Here is a 19,639-nt window from a genome sequence, read left to right on the forward strand (position 1 = left end):
TCTGTAGATAGTTGCGCTCAATCGTCCGGTCGTAGCTATTATCGCGCATCGGATCGGCCTCCGGTGGAGCGATCCAATCAGCGAATTAGGGAACATGCACAATTGCGAGCGTGGCGAAGCAATTCAGAGTCTTGCCGCGGTGACGGACTGGATTGCTTCGCTGCGCTCGCAATGACGATGTTGATGCATCGTGCGCATATCCATCACCGTCACCCTGAGGCGCCGGAGCGTAGCGGAGGCCTCGAAGGGCGGCGGCCCGGCTGCATCCGGGCCGTTCATCCTTCGAGGCTCGCTACGCGAGCGCCTCAGGATGATGGGGCTAATAGTGGTGCGGAAGCGGAGCGCTAAGCCGTCTCGCTCAGTGCGACCGTGCCAGACAGAACGCGACCACCTGCTCCAGCGCGCTCTTCATCGGCGAGGACGGGAACAGCGCCAGCGCGTCGACGGCCATGGCGCCGTAGTGCTGGGCGCGGCTGAGCGTATCTTCCAGCGCGCGATGCTTGTTCATCAGGCCGAGGGCGTGGTCGAGGTCGGTGTCGCCGATCTCGCCGCGCTCGAGTGCCCGGATCCAGAAGGCGCGCTCGGTGTCGTTGCCGCGGCGGAAGGCGAGCACGACCGGCAGCGTGATCTTGCCCTCACGGAAATCGTCGCCGGTGTTCTTGCCAAGCTTGGCGCTCTTGCCGCCATAGTCGAGCACGTCGTCGACGAGCTGGAAGGCGATGCCGAGATTCATGCCGACCGAGCGGCACGCGGTCTGCTCCGCCTTCGGGCGGTTGGCGATGACGGGGCCGACCTCGCAGGCGGCGGCAAACAGCTCGGCGGTCTTGCCGCGGATCACGGCGAGATATTCGTCCTCGGTGGTCGCGGTGTTCTTGGCAGCCGCAAGCTGCATCACCTCGCCCTCGGCGATGGTGGCGGCGGCCGCGGAGAGGATGTCGAGCGCGCGGAGCGAGCCGACCTCGACCATCATGCGGAACGCCTGGCCGAGCAGGAAGTCGCCGACCAGCACGCTCGCCTCGTTGCCCCAGAGCATGCGGGCCGAGAGCTTGCCGCGGCGCATCTCGCTCTCGTCGACCACGTCGTCGTGGAGCAGGGTCGCGGTATGCATGAACTCGACGGAGGCAGCGAGCTTGATGTGACCGTCGCCGGTGTAGCCGGCGAGGTTGGCCATGGCGAGCGTCAGCATGGGCCGCAGGCGCTTGCCCCCAGAGGAGATCAGATGGTTGGCGACCTCCGGGATCATGGTGACGTCCGACCCGGTCCGCGACAGGATCGTGGCGTTGACGCGCTCCATGTCACCGGCGACAAGGGCAACCAGCTCTTCGATCGACGCGCCGGGAGTTTCGAAAGGTACGATGACGGCCACGCCGGTCTCCAATATTTGCCCCGGAAGGGCTATTCTGATGGAAAGACAATAGAAACTGGCAGCGGATGCGGCAAGTGCCGCGGAACCATTGACATTTGCCGCTTTAGCCCCTTTCAGGCAGGAGACCTGCGTTTTGCGTGAACTGGTTCGGACCAACGACATGGTGCTGGTGTCGGCGATCGGCGCGCTGCTCGACGGCGCCAACATCCATCATCTGGTGCTGGACCAGAACATGAGCATTATCGAGGGCTCGCTGGGCATCCTGCCGCGGCGGATCCTGGTCCATGAGGATGACGCCCAGGAGGCCAGGGAGCTCCTCACCGAGGCCGGCCTCAGCCATGAACTGCGCGGCGATGATTGACGTCGTCACAGACTTCACCGAGGACGCCTTTCTCGGCGGGCAATTGCGCTTGAAGCAGAAGCGGTCCGGCCACCGCGCCGGGCATGACGCCATCCTGCTCGCCGCGGCGACGGAAGCGCGGGCAGGCGACCGCGTCGTCGATCTCGGCGCCGGCATCGGCACCGCCGGGCTGGCGCTCGGCCGGCGCGTCGCCGGTATCGGGCTGAGCCTGGTCGAGATCGATCCGGAACTGGCGGAGCTTGCGCGCGCCAATGCGGCGGCGAATGCGATCGCCGCCGAGACGATCGTGCTCGACGTTACGGCGGACGCGCAGGCGTTTGCGGCAAATGGCCTCGTGCCCGACAGCGTCGACGTGGTGCTGATGAACCCGCCCTTCAACGATCCCGCACGCCATCGCGGTTCGCCCGATCAGGCGCGCCGGACCGCGCATGTTGCGAGCGAGGAGACGCTGAATGCATGGGTGCATGCGGCGAGGCGCATCCTCCGATCGGACGGCGCGCTGACCCTGATCTGGCGCGCAGATGGGATCGCGGAGGTCTTGACTGCGCTGTCACGCGGCTTCGGCAGCCTGTCGATCCTGCCGGTTCATGGCGAGGCGGGACGGCCCGCGATCCGCGTGCTGGTGCGCGCAGTCAAGGGCGGCCGGGCTCCGACGCGACTGCTGCCGGGCCTCATGCTCAACGACGAGTCAGGCGTGCCCGAAAATCAGGTGACCGAGATTCTGGAGGGGAGGGCGCTCTTGCCGCTGGCGGAGCCGCGACGGCTTACTGCGGAAGCGATTCCGACTGCTGCTCTTGCGGGGTCGTCAGACGGATCGCCATGAACAGCGCACCGACCAGCAGCAACAGCAGATAGATTTTCATGGTGTTCTCCGCTGCCTCATTGCAGCTTCCCAACGAGGAATCTGCAAAACACGTTCCGGGCACTTCCAATGACAGTCGCGTGATAAGAAATGGTTAAGCAGAGGTAACGGCATGGCCGAACAATTGAACGATCGTGAGGGTTCCGGCCTGGCCGACAAGCTCATGCAATATCTGCCGGCGCGCTTCCGTCCCGGCACGGCGGTGGTGCCGGTGGTGCGGCTGTCCGGTGTGATCGGTGCGGTGACGCCGCTGCGCCCGGGCATGACGCTTGCGGGCGTCGCGCGGGTGCTGGAGCGGGCGTTTTCGTACCGTAACGCCAAGGCGGTGGCGCTGGTGATCAATTCGCCCGGCGGCTCGCCGGTGCAGTCGCGCCAGATCTATCTGCGCATCAAGCAGCTCGCGGCGGAGAAGAAGCTGCCCGTGCTGGTGTTCGTCGAGGACGTCGCGGCGTCCGGCGGCTACATGATCGCCTGCGCCGGCGACGAGATCATCTGCGATCCGTCCTCCATCCTCGGCTCGATCGGCGTCGTCGGCGGCAGTTTTGGTTTCCAGGAGGCGATCAAGCGGCTCGGCATCGAGCGGCGGCTCTACACGGCCGGCGCGCACAAGGCGATGCTCGACCCGTTCCTCCCGGAAAACCCCGACGACGTGGCGCGGCTGAAGGCGCTCCAGCGCGAGATCCACCAGATCTTCATCGCGCTGGTGAAGGAGAGCCGCGGCGCGCGGCTGAAGGGCGCCGACGACACCCTGTTCACCGGCGAATACTGGGCCGGCGAGAGTTCGATCGCGCTGGGGCTTGCTGACGGCATCGGCGATCTCCGCTCAACTCTTCGTGCCCGCTACGGCGAGAAGGTTCTCACCCCCGTGATTGCCCAGCCGACCGGTCTGCTCTCGGGCCTTCTGGGGCGGAAATCACCCGGTGCGGGCCAGCTTTCGGCCATGGAAACAATGGCCGGCCTGCCGGACGAGCTGATCTCGGCGGTCGAGACGCGGGCGATTTGGGCGAAATTCGGGTTCTAGGCGACACGCTCCCGCGCCATTTGGTCCGGGCCGAGCCAATTGCGGCGCGGCCCGGTCTGCGCAAGAATGTCTGTGGGGGGCTGAGCACTAGACAAGGATCGACCGAAGCCGCCGTTTGTTGCTTTCGCGGGCGTCCTGGGCGGTCTTGCTGTGGTCCGCTGGGCCTACAAGACCGCTGTCCGGATCAACCACGAGCTGGAGGAGATGCGCCTGTCGCGCGTCGCTGAAGCCGCCCATGCCGGGGATGTTCAGAAGCTGAAACGTGACCCCGTGACCGGAGCGTATCGCCCGGGTTAGCTGCGCTGCCGTAGGGTGGGCAAAGGCGCTCTTGCGCCGTGCCCACCATTCCCTTTGCAATTGTGGTGACGATGGTGGGCACGCTTCGCTTTGCCCACCCTACCGCACCGTCTCCGGACGAAGGCGATCGGCCCGAAACCGCCCCCTTTGCCTTGATTCCCATCCCCGCCGTCGATACGGTCCCGCGCGATTCAAAACCCCCCGCGAGAGCCTGATCTGACGATGGACGCCTCATTGCCCGCCCATATGCGCCCGGAACGCTCGTTCCAGGGCTTTATCCTCGCGCTCCAGCGGTTCTGGGCCGAGCAGGGCTGCGTGATCCTGCAGCCCTACGACATGGAGATGGGCGCGGGCACCTTCCATCCGGCAACCACGCTGCGCGCGCTTGGGCCGAAGCCCTGGAACGCCGCCTATGTGCAGCCCTCGCGCCGGCCCAAGGATGGCCGCTACGGCGAGAATCCCAATCGGATGCAGCACTACTACCAGTTCCAGGTGATCATGAAGCCGTCGCCGCCGAACCTTCAGGAGCTGTACCTGAAGTCGCTCGCCGCGATCGGCATCGATTCCGCTGTGCACGACATCCGCTTCGTCGAGGACGATTGGGAGAGCCCGACGCTGGGCGCCTGGGGCCTGGGGTGGGAATGCTGGTGCGACGGCATGGAAGTCAGCCAGTTCACCTATTTCCAGCAGGTCGCGGGTTTTGAATGCGCGCCTGTTGCCGGCGAGCTCACCTACGGGCTCGAGCGCCTCGCGATGTATGTGCAGGGCGTCGACCGCGTCTACGACCTCAACTTCAACGGCCGCGAGGGCGACGCCAAGGTGACCTATGGCGACGTGTTCCTGCAGGCCGAGCGCGAATATTCGAAGCACAACTTTGAAGTCGCTGACACCGCGATGCTGTTCGAGCAGTTCAAGATGGCGGAAGCCGCGTGCCGGAAGTACCTCGACGCCGGCTGGCAAAAAAACTCAGAGTCCGGCAAGCGCGAGGCGCACCTGATGGCGCTGCCGGCCTACGACCAGTGCATCAAGGCGAGCCATGTCTTCAACCTGCTCGACGCGCGCGGCGTGATCTCGGTGACCGAGCGGCAGAGCTACATTCTTCGCGTGCGCGAGCTGGCAAAGGCCTGCGGCGAGGCCTGGATCCATACTGAAGCGGGCGGAGCGGCCTGATGCCCGATCTTTTGCTTGAACTGTTCTCGGAAGAAATCCCCGCGCGCATGCAGGCCAAGGCGGCCGACGATCTGCGCCGCATGGTCACCGACAAGCTCGTCGCCGAGGGCCTCGTCTACGAGGGTGCGAAAGCGTTCGCGACGCCGCGCCGCCTTGCACTGACCGTGCATGGCATCCCCGCGCGCCAGCCCGACCTGAAGACCGAACGCCGCGGTCCGAAAATGGGCGCGCCCGATGCGGCCGTGCAGGGTTTTCTGAAAGCGACGGGTTTGAATTCGCTCGACGAAGCCAAGATCCAGCGCGACCCGAAGGGCGACTTCTACATTGCGCTGATCGAAAAGCCCGGCCGCAACGCGATCGATGTGCTCGCCGAGATTTTGCCGGTCATCATCCGCACCTTCCCCTGGCCGAAATCGATGCGCTGGGGCGCGCGCTCCGGCAAGCCCGGCTCGCTGAGCTGGGTGCGTCCGCTGCACGCGATTACCGCGACCTTCGGGCCCGAAACGGAAGAGCCCGATGTCGTCAAATTCTCGGTCGACGGCATCGAGACAGGCCAGACCACCTACGGCCACCGCTTCATGGCGCCGGCGGCGATCAACGTACGCCGTTTCGAGGACTACGAAGCGAAGCTGAAGGCCGCCAAAGTCATCCTCGATCCGCAGGCGCGCAAGGACATCATCTTCGCTGACGCCAAGGAGCTGACGTTCGCGCAAGGGTTCGAGCTGGTCGAGGATCAGGTGCTGCTCGACGAGGTTTCAGGCCTCGTCGAATGGCCCGTCGTCATGATGGGCTCGTTCGAGCCGGAATATCTCGCGATCCCGGAAGAGGTGATTCGCGCCACCATCCGCAACAACCAGAAGTGCTTCGTCGTCAGGGATTCCAAGACGGGCAAGCTGACCAACAAGTTCGTCCTCACCGCCAATATCGAGGCGGCCGACGGCGGCAAGACTATCGTATCAGGCAACGAGCGCGTGATCCGTCCGCGCCTGTCGGATGCGAAGTTCTTTTATGAGACCGATCTCAAGACGAAGCTGGAACACCGGCTGCCGAAGTTCGAGCAGATCGTGTTCCACGAGAAGCTGGGCACGCAGGCTGCGCGCATCAAACGCATCGAGCGGCTCGCCGCCGAAATCGCGCCGCTGGTCGGCGCCGACGTCGCCAAGGCGACGCGCGCCGCGCATCTGGCCAAGGCGGATTTGCTGACCGAGGTCGTCGGCGAGTTTCCCGAGGTGCAGGGCCTGATGGGCAAGTACTACGCGCTTGCGCAGGGCGAGGATGCCTCTGTCGCCGCCGCGTGCGAGGAGCACTACAAGCCGCAAGGCCCGACTGATCGCGTGCCGACCGATCCGATCAGCGTTGCGGTCGCGCTTGCGGACAAGATCGATACGCTCGTCGGCTTCTGGGCGATCGACGAGAAGCCGACGGGCAGCAAGGACCCGTATGCGCTGCGGCGTGCGGCGCTCGGTGTGATCAGGCTGATCGCTGACAACAACCTGCGTCTGTCGCTCATGAAGGTGGCGGCATCTGCACTCGCCGGCTTGTCGGTGAAGTCGGCCGATGCGGAGAAGCTTCCAAGCGATCTCCTCGCCTTCTTCGCCGACCGCCTGAAGGTCCAGTTGCGCGAGCAGGGCGCGCGTCACGATCTCGTCGACGCCGTGTTCGCGCTCGGTGGCCAGGACGATCTCCTGATGATCGTCCGCCGTGTCGAGGCGCTCGGCAAGTTCCTCGAGAGCGATGACGGCAAGAACCTGCTCGCCGGCATCAAACGCGCCGGCAACATCCTCGGCATCGAGGAGAAGAAGGACAAGCGCGCGTTCGACGGTGCGCCCGATGCTGCGCTCTATGGCCTCGCTGAGGAGAAGGCGCTGGCGAAGGCGATCGGCGAGGTGCAGGCGGAAGCAAGCGCTGCTGTCGCCAGGGAAGACTTTGCCGCCGCGATGAGCGCGATGGCAAAGCTGCGTCCGCCGGTCGATGCGTTCTTCGACAAGGTTCGCGTCAACGACGACGATCCGAAGGTGCGTGAGAACAGGCTGAAGCTGCTCAACGAGATCCGCAGCGCCACGCGTGCGGTCGCGGATTTCTCGAAGATCCAGGATTGAGCCTCTCGTGCCCCGGACGCAGCGCAGCGCTTCTTCAGCGGAGCGCTGCAGAGCCGGGGCCCATGTTAGCCTCACAAAGATTCTGGGTCCCGGCTCTGCGCCGCATCGCTGCGCGCTGCGTCGCGTCCGGGACACGGGCGCCCAAAAAAAGCCCCGCCCGGCGGGGGGAGAACCGGGCGAGGCCTGATGTCCGTACTACGCGATGCGCGCCAGCCTGATTGAAGTGACGCGCCGGACATCGAGTTGATCGGAAGCGTTTTCAAGCGAAGTGGATACCGGTTCGCGTGAAGAAAACGCGTTCAGACGAGAACCTAATCCATCACCTCGACGACGCGCCGCGAGCGCGGCTCGACCAGCACGGTTGCGCCGTTCACGACGGTGTAGCGATAGGTGGTGGCGCCGAAACGTTGCGGCACGTCATAATAAGTGACGCCGCTTTCAGGTAAGGTGGCTCCGACCACCACGCGATCCGGGACACGGAAGGCCGGCACACGTTGCTCGACGACATATTCGCGGAATGCCGGCCTCTGTTCGACCGCAATCGTCGGGCCGCTGTCGACGACAACAGGCGCGCGGCCAACGGTGAGACCGGATTGCGCAGACGCTGCGATCGGCGAGCCGAGCGCGGCGCCAAGCGCAGCGAGGGCGAGAATCCTGTTCCGCATGGGCAACTCCTTCGAACTGATTTCAGCCGGCGCCACTGGCGCGACCGGTTGCCAATGCATGTCCCCTTCGCAATGTTCCGGGAAAAGCCCTGCCGCATCAGCGGCAATTTCGGGCAGTTTTCGCGAAGCCGGGAACCTGTTCGCGCCTTGTGCGTCTCTACCCGCGGAACCCGGTCCGGTATGATCCAGCCGCGATTCGCCTCACGTCACGGAAAGACAATTCATGCACATCACCGTCGCCCACATCTCGCCGCTTCTGTCGCTGCTTGCGGGCGTGCTCATCCTGATCATGCCGCGCCTTCTCAACCTGATCGTCGCGATCTTTCTCATCATAAATGGTGCGATCGGGCTCGGATTGTTGAAGTGGCTCCATCTCTAGGCCTTCATTTTCCGGAACTCTTCGACTTGCGCGGGCCTGCCCAAAGTGGTGTAAGGCGCGCGATTTCCCTTTCCTCTCGCAGGTTGTGTGCAAGCTATGGCCAAAGCCGCCTCGAAGCCCAATAAAACTCCAGCGAAAACGCCAGCGAAATCAAAGTCCTCCGCCGCGGCGAAAGCCGCGCCGGCGGCTCGCAAGGCGCTCGCCAAGAGCGCCCCGAAGCCGGTCGCCAAGGCGGCTGTAAAGTCGGCTGCAAAGCCGGCTGCGAAGCCCGCGGCGAAGGCTGCGACCAAGTCGGCTGCGCCGAAGGTTGCCGTGAAGCCTGCCCCCAAAAAGGCCGCGCCCGCCAAGGCGGCGCCAGCCGCGGCCAAGGCCGGCAAATGGGTGTTCACGTTCGGCGACGGCAAGGCCGAGGGCCGGACGGAGATGCGCGACCTGCTTGGCGGCAAGGGCGCCAACCTCGCCGAGATGGCCAATCTCGGCCTTCCCGTGCCTCCCGGCTTCACCCTCCCGACCTCGGTCTGCACCTACTTCTACGCACACGACAAGTCCTATCCGAAGGAATTGCAGGCGCAGGTTGAGAAGGCGCTCGACCATGTCGGCAAGTTGACCGGCAAGGTGTTCGGCGACGTCAAGAACCCGCTGCTCGTCTCCGTGCGCTCCGGCGCGCGTGCCTCGATGCCGGGCATGATGGACACCGTGCTCAATCTCGGCCTCAACGACGAGACCGTGGAAGCGCTCTCGGAACTGTCGGGCGACCGTCGCTTCGCCTATGACAGCTATCGCCGCTTCATCACCATGTATGCGGACGTGGTGCTCGGCTTCGAGCATCATCACTTCGAGGAAATCCTCGACACCTTCAAGGACAGCCAGGGCTATACGCTCGATACGGACCTCAGCGCCGAGGACTGGGTCGGACTGGTCGGCAAGTACAAGGATGCGGTCGCGCGCGAGACCGGCAAGGATTTCCCGCAGGATCCGCACGACCAGCTCTGGGGCGCGATCGGCGCGGTGTTCTCATCCTGGATGAACGCGCGCGCGGTGACCTATCGCAAGCTGCACGACATTCCGGAATCCTGGGGCACCGCGGTCAACGTGCAGGCCATGGTGTTCGGCAACATGGGCGAGACGTCGGCGACCGGCGTCGCCTTCACCCGCAACCCCTCGACCGGCGAGAGCAAGCTCTACGGCGAGTTCCTGATCAACGCGCAGGGCGAAGACGTGGTGGCGGGCATCCGCACGCCGCAGGACATCACCGAGGAAGCGCGCAAGGAATCCGGTTCCGACAAGGCGTCTATGGAAGCGGCGATGCCGGAAGCCTTCAAGGAGCTGACGCGGATCTACACGCTGCTCGAGAAGCACTACCGCGACATGCAGGACATGGAGTTCACGGTCGAGCAGGGCAAGCTGTGGATGCTCCAGACCCGCGGCGGCAAGCGCACCGCCAAGGCGGCGCTGCGCATCGCGGTCGAGCTCGCCAATGAAGGGCTCATCTCGAAGAAGGAAGCGGTGACGCGGATCGATCCCGCCTCGCTTGACCAGCTGCTGCATCCGACCATCGATCCCGACGCCAAGCGCGACGTCATCGCGACCGGCCTGCCGGCCTCGCCCGGTGCAGCCTCCGGCGAGATCGTGTTCTCCTCGGACGAGGCGGCCAAGCTCCAGGCCGACGGACGCAAGGTGATCCTGGTCCGCATCGAGACCAGCCCGGAAGACATCCACGGCATGCACGCCGCCGAAGGCATCCTGACCACCCGCGGCGGCATGACCTCGCACGCGGCGGTGGTCGCGCGCGGCATGGGCAAGCCCTGCGTCTCCGGCTGCGGCACCATCCGCGTCGATTACGGCCGCGGCACCATGAGCATCGGCTCGCGTACCTTCAAGACCGGCGACGTCATCACCATCGACGGCTCGCTCGGCCAGGTGCTCGCCGGCCGCATGCCGATGATCGAGCCGGAGCTGTCCGGCGAGTTCGGCACGCTGATGAAATGGGCCGACCAGGTCCGCAAGATCGGCGTGCGCGTCAACGGTGACACGCCGGAGGATGCGCGCACCGCGATCAAGTTCGGCGCGGAAGGCATCGGCCTGTGCCGCACCGAGCACATGTTCTTCGAGGAGACCCGCATCCGCACGGTGCGCGAGATGATTCTCTCCGAGGACGAGCAGTCGCGCCGCGCCGCGCTCGCCAAGCTGCTGCCGATGCAGCGCGCCGACTTCGTCGAGCTGTTCGAGATCATGAAGGGCCTGCCCGTCACGATCCGCTTGCTCGACCCGCCGCTGCACGAATTCCTGCCGCACACCCATGCCGAGGTCGAGGAAGTGGCACGCGCCATGAACACCGACCCGCGGCGCCTGGCTGACCGCGCGCGCGAGCTCTCGGAGTTCAATCCGATGCTCGGCTTCCGCGGCTGCCGCATCGCGATCGCCTATCCGGAGATTGCCGAGATGCAGGCGCGTGCGATCTTCGAAGCCGCAGTCGAGGCCGAGAAGCGCACCGGCAAGGCCGTCGGACTCGAGGTGATGGTGCCGCTGATTGCCACCAAGGCGGAGCTCGACCTCGTCAAGGCGCGCATCGATGCCACCGCGAAAGCCGTGATGCGTGACACCAACACCAAGCTGACCTATCAGGTCGGCACCATGATCGAGCTGCCGCGCGCCTGCCTGCTCGCGGCCGAGATCGCCGAGAGCGCCGAGTTCTTCTCGTTCGGCACCAACGACCTCACGCAGACGACCTACGGCATCAGCCGCGACGACGCCGCGAGCTTCCTCGGGACCTACGTGTCCAAGGGCATCCTCCCGGTCGATCCCTTCGTTGCGCTCGACCAGGAGGGCGTCGGCGAGCTCGTCAAGATCGGCGTCGCGCGCGGCCGCAAGACGCGCCCGCAGCTCAAGGTCGGCATCTGCGGCGAGCACGGCGGCGATCCCGCCTCCGTCGCCTTCTGCCACAACATCGGCCTCGACTACGTCTCCTGCTCGCCCTACCGCGTGCCGATCGCCCGCCTCGCGGCGGCGCAGGCCGCGCTGGGCAAGGCGGTCGCGAGCCAGGCGTAAGCCGATTTGAAATGTTGAATGCGAAGAGGCGGGGCCAAACCCCGCCTCTTTCATTTTGCGTGACGTTGTTTCCACGCACTCGCTGTCATCGCGCGGCTCGACCGGGCGATCCAATATTCCAGAGGCCGGCGTTGGAGGTCTCGCTCTCACCACATCCGCCGCGGCGTACTGGATGCCCCGGTCAAGCCGGGGCATGACAGCGGTGTTTGCAGGACGTGGTTCCCGTAAACGATGGAGCCGCCCGCGTCCCGTAATGAGACGCACGCGCAAGAGTTCCTTCACCATTCGCGTTGACCGAATGTTTACCGCTTTACGAGAGGCGGCGTTTACCAACGTGCATCATCGCCCGTGAAAACACCTGCAATCGCTTGAGTGTGCCGCACGCGCAACGCCGATTAACGCCCCGGCAACCTAAATTGGATATTGACGATAAAGATCGAATTGTACGGACGTACTGCGGTTCGATTTTTCTGGCGTAAGTGTAGCGTGAGCGTGTCGATGTCAGTGTTGCGTAACCATCCGAAGGGCGCGCGGTTCGCGTCCTTCGGAATCGGTCTCTGCATCTTCGCATTGTTGCCGAGAGAGACCGGCTATCAGGATATCGCGTCGTTGCTGGCGCGTCAGCCCGGCGTCGCCGAGCGCTGGCAGAAGCAGGTGTTTTCCGCCGCGTCCTCGATCCAGCTCGCCACCTACAGCTTTTCCCGTCCGATCGGCACGTCGCTTCCGCAGAGCGCGATGGTTCGCCTCGCGAGCCTCGACGGTCGCGACGTCACCGGCGCGATCAGCCGCAATCCTGCGCTTCAGGCGCCGCCGCGCTACCAGGCCGCCGATTTTCCCAAGGTCGATCGCTCCATGAAGGGCGATCGTCTCGCAAGCGTCACACCCACGCAGGCTCCCGAGACGACCGCACCATCGGCCGCGCCGGCACAGCAGGATCCCGCGACATCGAACAGCTCGGTGTTCGGCGCCAAGACCGCCGCGTTGCCGCAAATCATGTCGCCGGAGTCCGCGGCGGCGCTCGATCCCGAGCTTCAGGAAGCGCTGCGCGCGCCGCCACTGCCGCAATATGCCAATCCGCCGCAGGCCAGTGACGCAGCGCGCGCGTTCGCGGTCCAGCCGCTCGAGGCGCTGAAGCCGGCGACCCTTCCGGACGCAGCGCCGCGCGATCCCTTCCGCGTCAAGACCTCGAACCTGTTTTTCGGCAGCTCCTCGCTCGGCGGCAATCTCGAGAGCATCGAGAGCTGGCAGCCCGGCGCCGAGCCGCTGATCGTAATGCCCGATCCTGATATGAAGGTGACGGCCGCGCTGTCGCCGCCGTCGGCCGAGATCGCCAAGGATATCGAAAGCGGCGAGAGCGTCGCGCCGAAGGGCGAGGTCAATGCCGACAACCAGCGCGCCAGATCGCCGGCGGAGCGGCTCGCGCTCGACGGCAAGTCGCGCGTAAAGGCCGAGAAGTGTCTCGCCGAAGCCGTCTATTTCGAATCGCGCGGCGAGGCCGTGCGCGGCCAGATGGCGGTTGCACAAGTCGTGATGAACCGCGTCTTCTCCGGCAAATATCCGGACACCGTGTGCGGCGCGGTCTATCAGAACAAGCACCGCCATTTGGCGTGTCAGTTCACCTTCGCGTGCGACAACAATGCCGACGTCATCCGCGAGCCCGAGATGTGGGAGCGCGCGAAAAAGATCTCGAAGGCGATGCTCGACGGCCAGATCTGGCTGCCCGAAGTGGGCAAGTCCACGCACTACCACGCCTACTGGGTGCGTCCGTCCTGGGTCGCCGAGATGAAGAAGATGTACAAGACCGGCGTCCACACCTTCTATCGCCCGCGCGCCTGGGGCGACGGCAGCGAAGAACCGAGCTGGGGCACCCCGGCCCAGACCGCCGCGCTCTCCGCCGAGCTCGCGCAGGAAGCCAAGAGCTCCGCCGAGATGGGCGTGAGCGAGCGAAGGTAGTCATTCACAGAAGTTCGTCATGCCCGGGCTTGTCCCGGGCATCCACGTTCTTTGTGTTGCGAGGCGAGGCGTGGATGGCCGGGACAAGCCCGGCCATGACGGTGTGGCTCACGCTTCGATATCGAGCGCGCAGTCGAAGTTTGGCGCCGAATGCGTCAGCGCGCCGGATGAGGCGTAGTCGACGCCGGTCGCCGCGATGGCCGCGATCGAGTCCAGCGTGACGCCGCCGGATGCCTCCAGCTGGAGGCGCCCCTCGTTGAGCCTGACCGCCTCGCGCAGCGTCGCAAGGTCCATGTTGTCGAGCAGCACGGCATCGGCGAGCCCGGTGCCGAGCACCTCGCGGAGTTGCGCGAGCGTATCGACCTCGATCTCGATCTTGACGAGATGACCGGCATGGGCGCGGGCGCGCTCCAGAACCGGGCGGATGCCGCCGGCGACCGCGATGTGGTTGTCCTTGATCAGGATCGCATCGTCGAGCCCGAAGCGGTGGTTGAAGCCGCCGCCGCAGCGCACGGCGTATTTCTCCAGCGCGCGCAATCCCGGCGTGGTCTTGCGCGTGCAGCAGATGCGCATTGTCGTGCCTTCGGTCCGCGCGACGTAGTCGGCCGTGAGCGTCGCGACGCCCGACAGCCGGCCGACGAAGTTCAACGCGGTCCGCTCCGCGGTGAGGATGGCGCGCGCCGGACCCGTGATCGTCAGCACGTGCTGGCCGCGGGCAACCCGTGCCGCGTCGCGGACATGTGCGCGCACCTCGATATCGCGTGAGAGCTTTTGCAGCGTCGCTAGCGCCAGCGGCAAGCCGGCGATCACGCCGGACTGGCGCGCGACCAGGATCGCCTGCGCCTTGGTCGCTTCCGGGATCGTTGCAAGCGAGGTGATGTCGCCGGCGCGGCCGAGATCCTCGTCGAGCGCGCGATGCACGGCCTCATCGATCGCAAGCGGCGACAGGAAGGCGTCGGGATAGAGCAGTGAGGTCGGGGTGATCATGGGGGACTCCATCAGGCGATCATCGGTCGGGCGGTGCGTGGCAGCGGACGCTCGCTCAGGCTCTCCGCGATCTCACGTGCCTCCGCGAGCGTCGTCATCGTTCTCGTTGCCAGCGTGGGGACATCCGCCGGATGGTCGGAGCGGAAATGCGCGCCGCGGCTTTCGCGCCGGCTCCAGGCGGAAGCCGCGACGAGCAGGGCTGACGCCGCCATGTTGCGGAGAGCGATGCTTGCGGGCCCGCGTTCGACTGCGGCGAAGCTGCGCACGGCCTCGGCAAGCCCGCTACTGTTTCGGATCACGCCGACATGCGCGCTCATCATCGTTCGCAACCGCTTCGCGGCGGCAGCGTCCGGCGTGCCGGCACGCGACGTCACCAACGCATCGGGAAGGCCGGCAGGCGAGGGGACGGCGCGGCCGGCGATGTCGTCGGCGATGCGGGCGGCGTAGACCACGGCCTCCAGCAGCGAATTCGAGGCGAGCCGGTTGGCGCCGTGCGCACCGGTGGAGGACACTTCGCCCGCGGCCCAGAGCCCGTCGATCGAGCTGCGGCCGCGCTCGTCCACCGCGATGCCGCCCATGTGGTAATGCGCGGCCGGCGCGATCGGGATGGCCTGCGTGGCGGGATCGATACCGGCCGCGATGCAGCTTGCATGCACGGTCGGAAATTTTCCGGCAAAACGCGCACCCAGTGCCTGCCGCGCATCGAGGAAGGCGCCGCGGCCGGCCGCGATCTCGGCGAACACGCCGCGCGCCACGATGTCGCGCGGCGCGAGCTCTGCCAGCGGATGGAGCGTCGTCATGAAACGTTCGCCATACCCGTTGATCAGCGTCGCCCCTTCGCCGCGCAGCGCTTCGGTCGCGAGCGGCGCCGGGTCGCGCCCGGCCATGATGGCGGTGGGGTGGAACTGCACGAATTCAGGATCGGCGATCACGGCGCCGGCGCGTGCTGCGATCGCAAGGCCGGAGCCGCTGGCTTCCAGCGGGTTGGTGGTGACGGCATAGAGATGGCCGAGGCCACCGGTCGCCAGCACCACCGCGCGAGAGGCCAGCAGGAGCGGACGTGCAGCGGGATTGCCGGCCTCGCGCAATTGAAGACCGCTGACCGCGCCGTCCTCGGTCAACAGCGCTTCCGCGACGAGACCTTCGATCAGTCGGATCGACGGCGTGCGGCGTACGGCCTCGCTCAGTGCCGCGATGATCGCGGCTCCGGCCCCGTCGCCGCGCACATGCACGATGCGCCGCGCCGAATGCGCGGCCTCACGGCCGACAGCGAGCTTGCCTTCGAGGTCGCGGTCGAACGGCACGCCATAGGCGAGCAAATCGCGGATCCGCGGTGCTGCCTCGCTCGCGATGCCGAGTGCGACCGCCTCGTCGACGAGGCCACCGCCGACGGCGATCGTGTCGGCAGCGTGTGCTTCCGGACTATCGCCTTCGGCCACGGCCGCAGCGATGCCGCCCTGCGCCCAGGCGGATGATGCGCCCTGTCCGAGCGGGGCGGCCGAGATCAGCGTTACCGGCCGCGGCGCGAGCTTCAGTGCACAAAAGAGTCCGGCGAGGCCGCCGCCGACGATGACGACGTCATCGGTGCTGCGGGTGAGATTGTGGATGTTGTCTTGCATGCTTCACTCTCAATTCTTCAGATTGATCATCCGCTCGACCGAGCGCCGCGCGCGTTCCGCGAGTGCGGGATCGATCGTGACCTGCTCGCCAAGCGTGAGCAGGCTGTCCAGAATGTTGGCGAGCGTGATGCGCTTCATGTGCGGGCAGAGATTGCAGGGGCGAAGCATCTCCACATCAGGCAGCTCGGCGCGGACATTGTCGGCCATCGAGCATTCCGTGATCATGACGAGCCGCCGCGGCCGCCGCTCGCGCACCCAGTTGATCATGTGCGCGGTCGAGCCGGTGAAATCGGCTTCCGCCAGCACATCAGGCGGACATTCGGGATGCGCGATGATCTGCACGGACGGGTCGGCCTCGCGATAGGCGCGCAGCTCCTCGCCCGTAAAGCGCTCGTGCACCTCGCAGGCGCCCTTCCAGGCGATGATCTTCACGTCGGTCTTCGAGGCCACATACGTCGCGAGATAACGGTCGGGCAGGAAGATCACGGTCGGCGCGTTCAGGCTCTCGACCACTTGCACCGCGTTCGACGAGGTGCAGCAGATGTCGACCTCCGCCTTCACGTCCGCCGACGTGTTGACATAGGCGACGACAGGCACGCCGGGAAATTTTTCGCGGAGCAGGCGAACGTCCGCGCCCGTGATGCTGTCCGCGAGCGAGCAGCCGGCGCGCGCGTCCGGGATCAATACCATCTTGTCCGGGTTGAGCAGCTTTGACGTCTCCGCCATGAAGTGCACGCCGCATTGCACGATGATGTCGGCCTTCACCTTGGTCGCTTCGACCGCGAGCTGAAGCGAGTCGCCGCCGATGTCGGCGACGCAATGAAAGATCTCCGGCGCCTGATAGTTGTGCGCGAGGATGACGGCGCCGCGGGCCTGCTTGAGCTCGTTGATCGCCTTGATCGTCGGCGCCATCAGCGGCCACTCGATCGGGGGGATCACGTGCTTCACGCGCTCATAGAGCGGCGCAGTGGCCCGCTCGACGTCTGCAGTCCATTCCAGTGAGGGCTTCGGCAGCGCGGGGCCGGTTCGCGGCGCTATGGCGCGCGGAGGGGCGGGGACTTGGCCCTGCGGCCGGTTGGCGAAGTCGTCGGGGCCGTAAATTCCAGTGATGGGCATCGAAGCCTCCCGTGAATGCTAATTATGCTCCATATGAGTATATATAGGGCCTGAGAAATCCGGCCGAGAGGCCGGTGGGGGGGGGTCGCCAGAGTTTACATATACTCAATATGAGTAAATCAAAGATAACACGCGCCCGAGCAGACCGCTAGCCCCCGCCGCACACATTCACGTCAAATCGCGCCCGGTGCGTCGGGGAGGGCCGCGATGAAACGCAGTACTCCGGCGGCAGCCCTTCGTGGAACGCAATCATTTTTGACTTGGGATCTTCATGCATCTGCATTAAACGCGTGACTCGCGGTTGCCTATTCCGGATCCGCCAGCGACTGATGAGGAACCCATGTCCACTCAAGCGGGCGAACTCGGTCCGGTCTCGCGTTCCTCCTCCTGGCGCACCCCGGCGATCATCATTCTCTGCGGCTGTGCCATCGGCATGCTCGGCTTCGGCCCGCGCTCGGCGCTGGGCTTCTTCGTGCAGCCGATGAGCCACGAATTCGCCTGGGGTCGCGACGTGTTCGGCCTCGCGATCGCTTTCCAGAATTTGCTGTGGGGATTGGGCCAGCCCCTTGCCGGCGCCGTCGCCGATCGCTTCGGCCTGTTCCGGGTGATGTGCGTCGGCGCGCTGCTTTACGCCGGCGGCCTGCTGCTGATGCGCTATTCCTCGACGCCGCTGTCGCTGAATCTCGGCGCGGGCGTGATGGTCGGCTTTGGTCTTGCCGGTTGCTCGTTCAACCTGGTGCTGTCGGCGTTCAGCAAGCTGTTGCCGGCCGAGAAGCGCGGGCTTGCGCTCGGTGCCGGCACCGCGGCGGGCTCGTTCGGCCAATTCCTGTTCGCGCCCATTGGTGTGGCGCTGATCGATAATTTCGGCTGGCAGCAGGCGCTCACCGTGTTCGGCTTCCTGATGCTGCTGATCATCCCGCTGTCGCTGGCGCTCTCGACGCCGCCGGTCGCCACCACGGCCAACACGACGCCTGCGGATGAGCAGACCTTCACGAAAGCGCTCGCCGAAGCCTTCGGCCATCGCTCCTATGTGTTGCTGGTGCTCGGCTTCTTCACCTGCGGCTTCCAGCTCGCCTTCATCACCGTGCATCTGCCGGCGTTCCTGGTCGATCGCGGCATCTCGACGCAAACCGGCGGCTGGGTAATCGCGGCGATCGGCCTGTTCAACATCATGGGATCACTGAGCGTCGGCTATCTCCAGAACTCGCTGCCGAAGCGCTACATCCTCTCCGCGATCTATTTCACGCGCGCGCTTGCGACGCTCGCCTTCATCTCGTTCCCGATCACGCCGTTCTCGGCGATCGCATTCGGTGCGGTCTCCGGTCTGACCTGGCTGTCGACGGTGCCGCCGACCTCGGCGCTGGTGGCGCTGATGTTCGGCACGCGCTGGCTCGCCACGCTCTATGGCTTTGCCTTCGTCAGCCATCAGGTCGGCGGCTTCCTCGGCGTCTGGCTCGGCGGCATCGTGTTCGAAAAGTTCGGTTCCTATACGCCGATCTGGTGGCTCTCGATCCTGTTCGGCGTGCTGTCCGCGCTGATCAATCTTCCGATCGTCGAGAAACCGGTTCAGCGAGCGGTTGCGCAGCCTGCCTGATCGGCTAAACATCCCCTGAAACAAGTCAGGGAGTTCAGTCGTGGCCACATTCAAGGCGATCCGGATCGACAAGGCGGACAAGGGCACCACCGCCGCACTCACGCAGTTCGACGACGCCGAACTGATGGACGGTGATGTCACTGTCCGTGTGGAATGGTCGACGCTGAACTACAAGGACGGCCTCGCGCTCACCGGCGAGGCGCCGGTGGTGCGTCGCTTCCCGATGATCGCCGGCATCGATTTCGCCGGCACGGTTGAAACCTCCGCCCATCCGCAATGGAAGGCGGGCGACAAGGTCGTCTGCACCGGTTGGGGCATGGGCGAGACCCACCTCGGCGCCTATGCCGAGAAGGCGCGGGTCAAGGGCGACTGGCTGGTCGCCTTGCCGCAGGGCCTGTCGGCGCGCGACGCCATGGCGATCGGCACCGCCGGCTTCACCGCGATGCTGTCGGTGCTGGCGCTGGAGAAGCACGGCCTGTCGCCGAAGAGCGGCCCTGTAGTGGTGACGGGCGCGGCCGGCGGCGTCGGCTCGGTCGCCACCGCCGTGCTCTCGAAGCTCGGCTATTACGTCATCGCCTCGACCGGCCGCGCCTCGGAAGCCGACTATTTGAAAGAGATCGGTGCGGCCGAGATCATCGACCGCAATGAATTGTCGGCGGCGGCCAAGCCCCTCGCCAAGGAGCGCTGGGCGGGCGGCGTCGACAGCGTCGGCTCGACCACGCTCGCGAATCTCCTGTCGATGACGAAGTATGGCGGCGCGATCGCAGCGTGCGGCCTGGCGGCCGGCATGGACCTGCCGTCTTCTGTCGCACCCTTCATTTTGCGCGGGGTGTGCCTTCTCGGCATCGATTCCGTGATGTGCCCGATCGAGCCGCGGAAAGCCGCCTGGCAGCGTCTGGCCTCCGATCTGGATCGGACAAAACTATCTGAAATTACTCATGAAATTCCGCTTGAGGAAGTTTCGGAATGGGGCGCGAAAATCCTCGCCGGTCAGGTCCGCGGCCGCATCGTGGTAAAAATTGTCTAACGGCGTTCAGACTTTACCAACCAAGCTGCTTCAATGTTGCCTTGGTTAGTATGGTAAGCAGCGGGTAAAGAGATA

The 19,639-nt window shown here is 65.5% G+C and carries 15 protein-coding genes; 10 read left to right on the forward strand and 5 right to left on the reverse strand.

What is annotated here, in order from left to right:
* Positions 1 to 358 precede the first annotated feature (358 nt).
* Positions 359 to 1,366: a polyprenyl synthetase family protein gene (locus QJT78_RS28810; RefSeq protein ID WP_028153885.1), complete on the reverse strand. Its 1,008-nt coding sequence runs from the start codon at positions 1,364 to 1,366 to the stop codon at positions 359 to 361.
* Between the two features lie 133 nt (positions 1,367 to 1,499).
* On the opposite strand from QJT78_RS28810, the gene QJT78_RS28815 reads away from it, so the two are divergent.
* From QJT78_RS28815 to glyS, 5 genes are all read left to right on the forward strand, one after another.
* Positions 1,500 to 1,727: a DUF2007 domain-containing protein gene (locus QJT78_RS28815; protein ID WP_014497336.1), complete on the forward strand. Its 228-nt coding sequence runs from the start codon at positions 1,500 to 1,502 to the stop codon at positions 1,725 to 1,727.
* Positions 1,720 to 2,550 carry a methyltransferase gene (locus QJT78_RS28820; RefSeq protein WP_028153884.1) on the forward strand — a complete coding sequence of 277 codons (831 nt, stop codon included), beginning with the start codon at positions 1,720 to 1,722 and terminating at the stop codon, positions 2,548 to 2,550. Before QJT78_RS28815 ends, QJT78_RS28820 begins: the two co-directional genes overlap by 8 nt.
* A 151-nt stretch (positions 2,551 to 2,701) precedes the next feature.
* Positions 2,702 to 3,610: a S49 family peptidase gene (locus QJT78_RS28825; protein WP_014497334.1), complete on the forward strand. Its 909-nt coding sequence runs from the start codon at positions 2,702 to 2,704 to the stop codon at positions 3,608 to 3,610.
* Between the two features lie 519 nt (positions 3,611 to 4,129).
* Positions 4,130 to 5,077 (forward strand): glycine--tRNA ligase subunit alpha, encoded by a 948-nt coding sequence (locus tag QJT78_RS28830; RefSeq protein WP_028153882.1) that lies wholly within the window; start codon positions 4,130 to 4,132, stop codon positions 5,075 to 5,077.
* Complete coding sequence (gene glyS / locus QJT78_RS28835) at positions 5,077 to 7,176, forward strand: glycine--tRNA ligase subunit beta (RefSeq protein WP_038944550.1); 2,100 nt, start codon at positions 5,077 to 5,079, stop codon at positions 7,174 to 7,176. Before QJT78_RS28830 ends, glyS begins: the two co-directional genes overlap by 1 nt.
* Positions 7,177 to 7,487: 311 nt before the next feature.
* Here glyS and QJT78_RS28840 read toward each other — a convergent pair whose 3' ends face one another.
* Positions 7,488 to 7,841, reverse strand: coding sequence for a DUF1236 domain-containing protein (locus QJT78_RS28840; RefSeq protein ID WP_038944551.1), 354 nt, complete (start codon positions 7,839 to 7,841; stop codon positions 7,488 to 7,490).
* A gap of 223 nt (positions 7,842 to 8,064) precedes the next feature.
* Between QJT78_RS28840 and QJT78_RS28845 the strand changes: the two genes are divergently transcribed.
* From QJT78_RS28845 to QJT78_RS28855, 3 genes are all read left to right on the forward strand, one after another.
* Positions 8,065 to 8,220, forward strand: a complete 156-nt coding sequence (locus QJT78_RS28845; RefSeq protein ID WP_014497329.1) for a DUF3096 domain-containing protein — start codon at positions 8,065 to 8,067, stop codon at positions 8,218 to 8,220.
* A gap of 96 nt (positions 8,221 to 8,316) precedes the next feature.
* Positions 8,317 to 11,268: a pyruvate, phosphate dikinase gene (gene ppdK / locus QJT78_RS28850; protein WP_038944552.1), complete on the forward strand. Its 2,952-nt coding sequence runs from the start codon at positions 8,317 to 8,319 to the stop codon at positions 11,266 to 11,268.
* Between the two features lie 498 nt (positions 11,269 to 11,766).
* Positions 11,767 to 13,221, forward strand: coding sequence for a cell wall hydrolase (locus tag QJT78_RS28855; protein WP_038944553.1), 1,455 nt, complete (start codon positions 11,767 to 11,769; stop codon positions 13,219 to 13,221).
* A 108-nt stretch (positions 13,222 to 13,329) separates the two neighbouring features.
* On the opposite strand, the gene nadC is transcribed toward QJT78_RS28855, so the two are convergent.
* The 3 genes from nadC to nadA are packed head-to-tail and all read right to left on the reverse strand — an operon-like array spanning position 13,330 to position 16,943.
* A complete protein-coding gene (nadC, locus tag QJT78_RS28860; RefSeq protein WP_028152144.1) occupies positions 13,330 to 14,208 on the reverse strand; it encodes a carboxylating nicotinate-nucleotide diphosphorylase in 879 nt (292 codons plus the stop codon).
* 11 nt (positions 14,209 to 14,219) lie between these two features.
* Positions 14,220 to 15,827, reverse strand: coding sequence for an L-aspartate oxidase (locus QJT78_RS28865; protein WP_028152145.1), 1,608 nt, complete (start codon positions 15,825 to 15,827; stop codon positions 14,220 to 14,222).
* A gap of 9 nt (positions 15,828 to 15,836) precedes the next feature.
* Positions 15,837 to 16,943: a quinolinate synthase NadA gene (nadA, locus tag QJT78_RS28870; protein WP_028152146.1), complete on the reverse strand. Its 1,107-nt coding sequence runs from the start codon at positions 16,941 to 16,943 to the stop codon at positions 15,837 to 15,839.
* Positions 16,944 to 17,283: 340 nt separating this feature from the next.
* Here nadA and QJT78_RS28875 point away from each other — a divergent pair, with 340 nt between their 5' ends.
* Positions 17,284 to 18,537: an MFS transporter gene (locus QJT78_RS28875; RefSeq protein ID WP_028152147.1), complete on the forward strand. Its 1,254-nt coding sequence runs from the start codon at positions 17,284 to 17,286 to the stop codon at positions 18,535 to 18,537.
* 40 nt (positions 18,538 to 18,577) lie between these two features.
* Positions 18,578 to 19,564 carry an MDR family oxidoreductase gene (locus QJT78_RS28880; RefSeq protein ID WP_038944555.1) on the forward strand — a complete coding sequence of 329 codons (987 nt, stop codon included), beginning with the start codon at positions 18,578 to 18,580 and terminating at the stop codon, positions 19,562 to 19,564.
* Positions 19,565 to 19,639: the final 75 nt, after the last annotated feature.

The organism is Bradyrhizobium sp. Mp27 (assembly GCF_029953005.1).
GTDB classification, from domain to species: Bacteria; Pseudomonadota; Alphaproteobacteria; order Rhizobiales; family Xanthobacteraceae; genus Bradyrhizobium; species Bradyrhizobium barranii.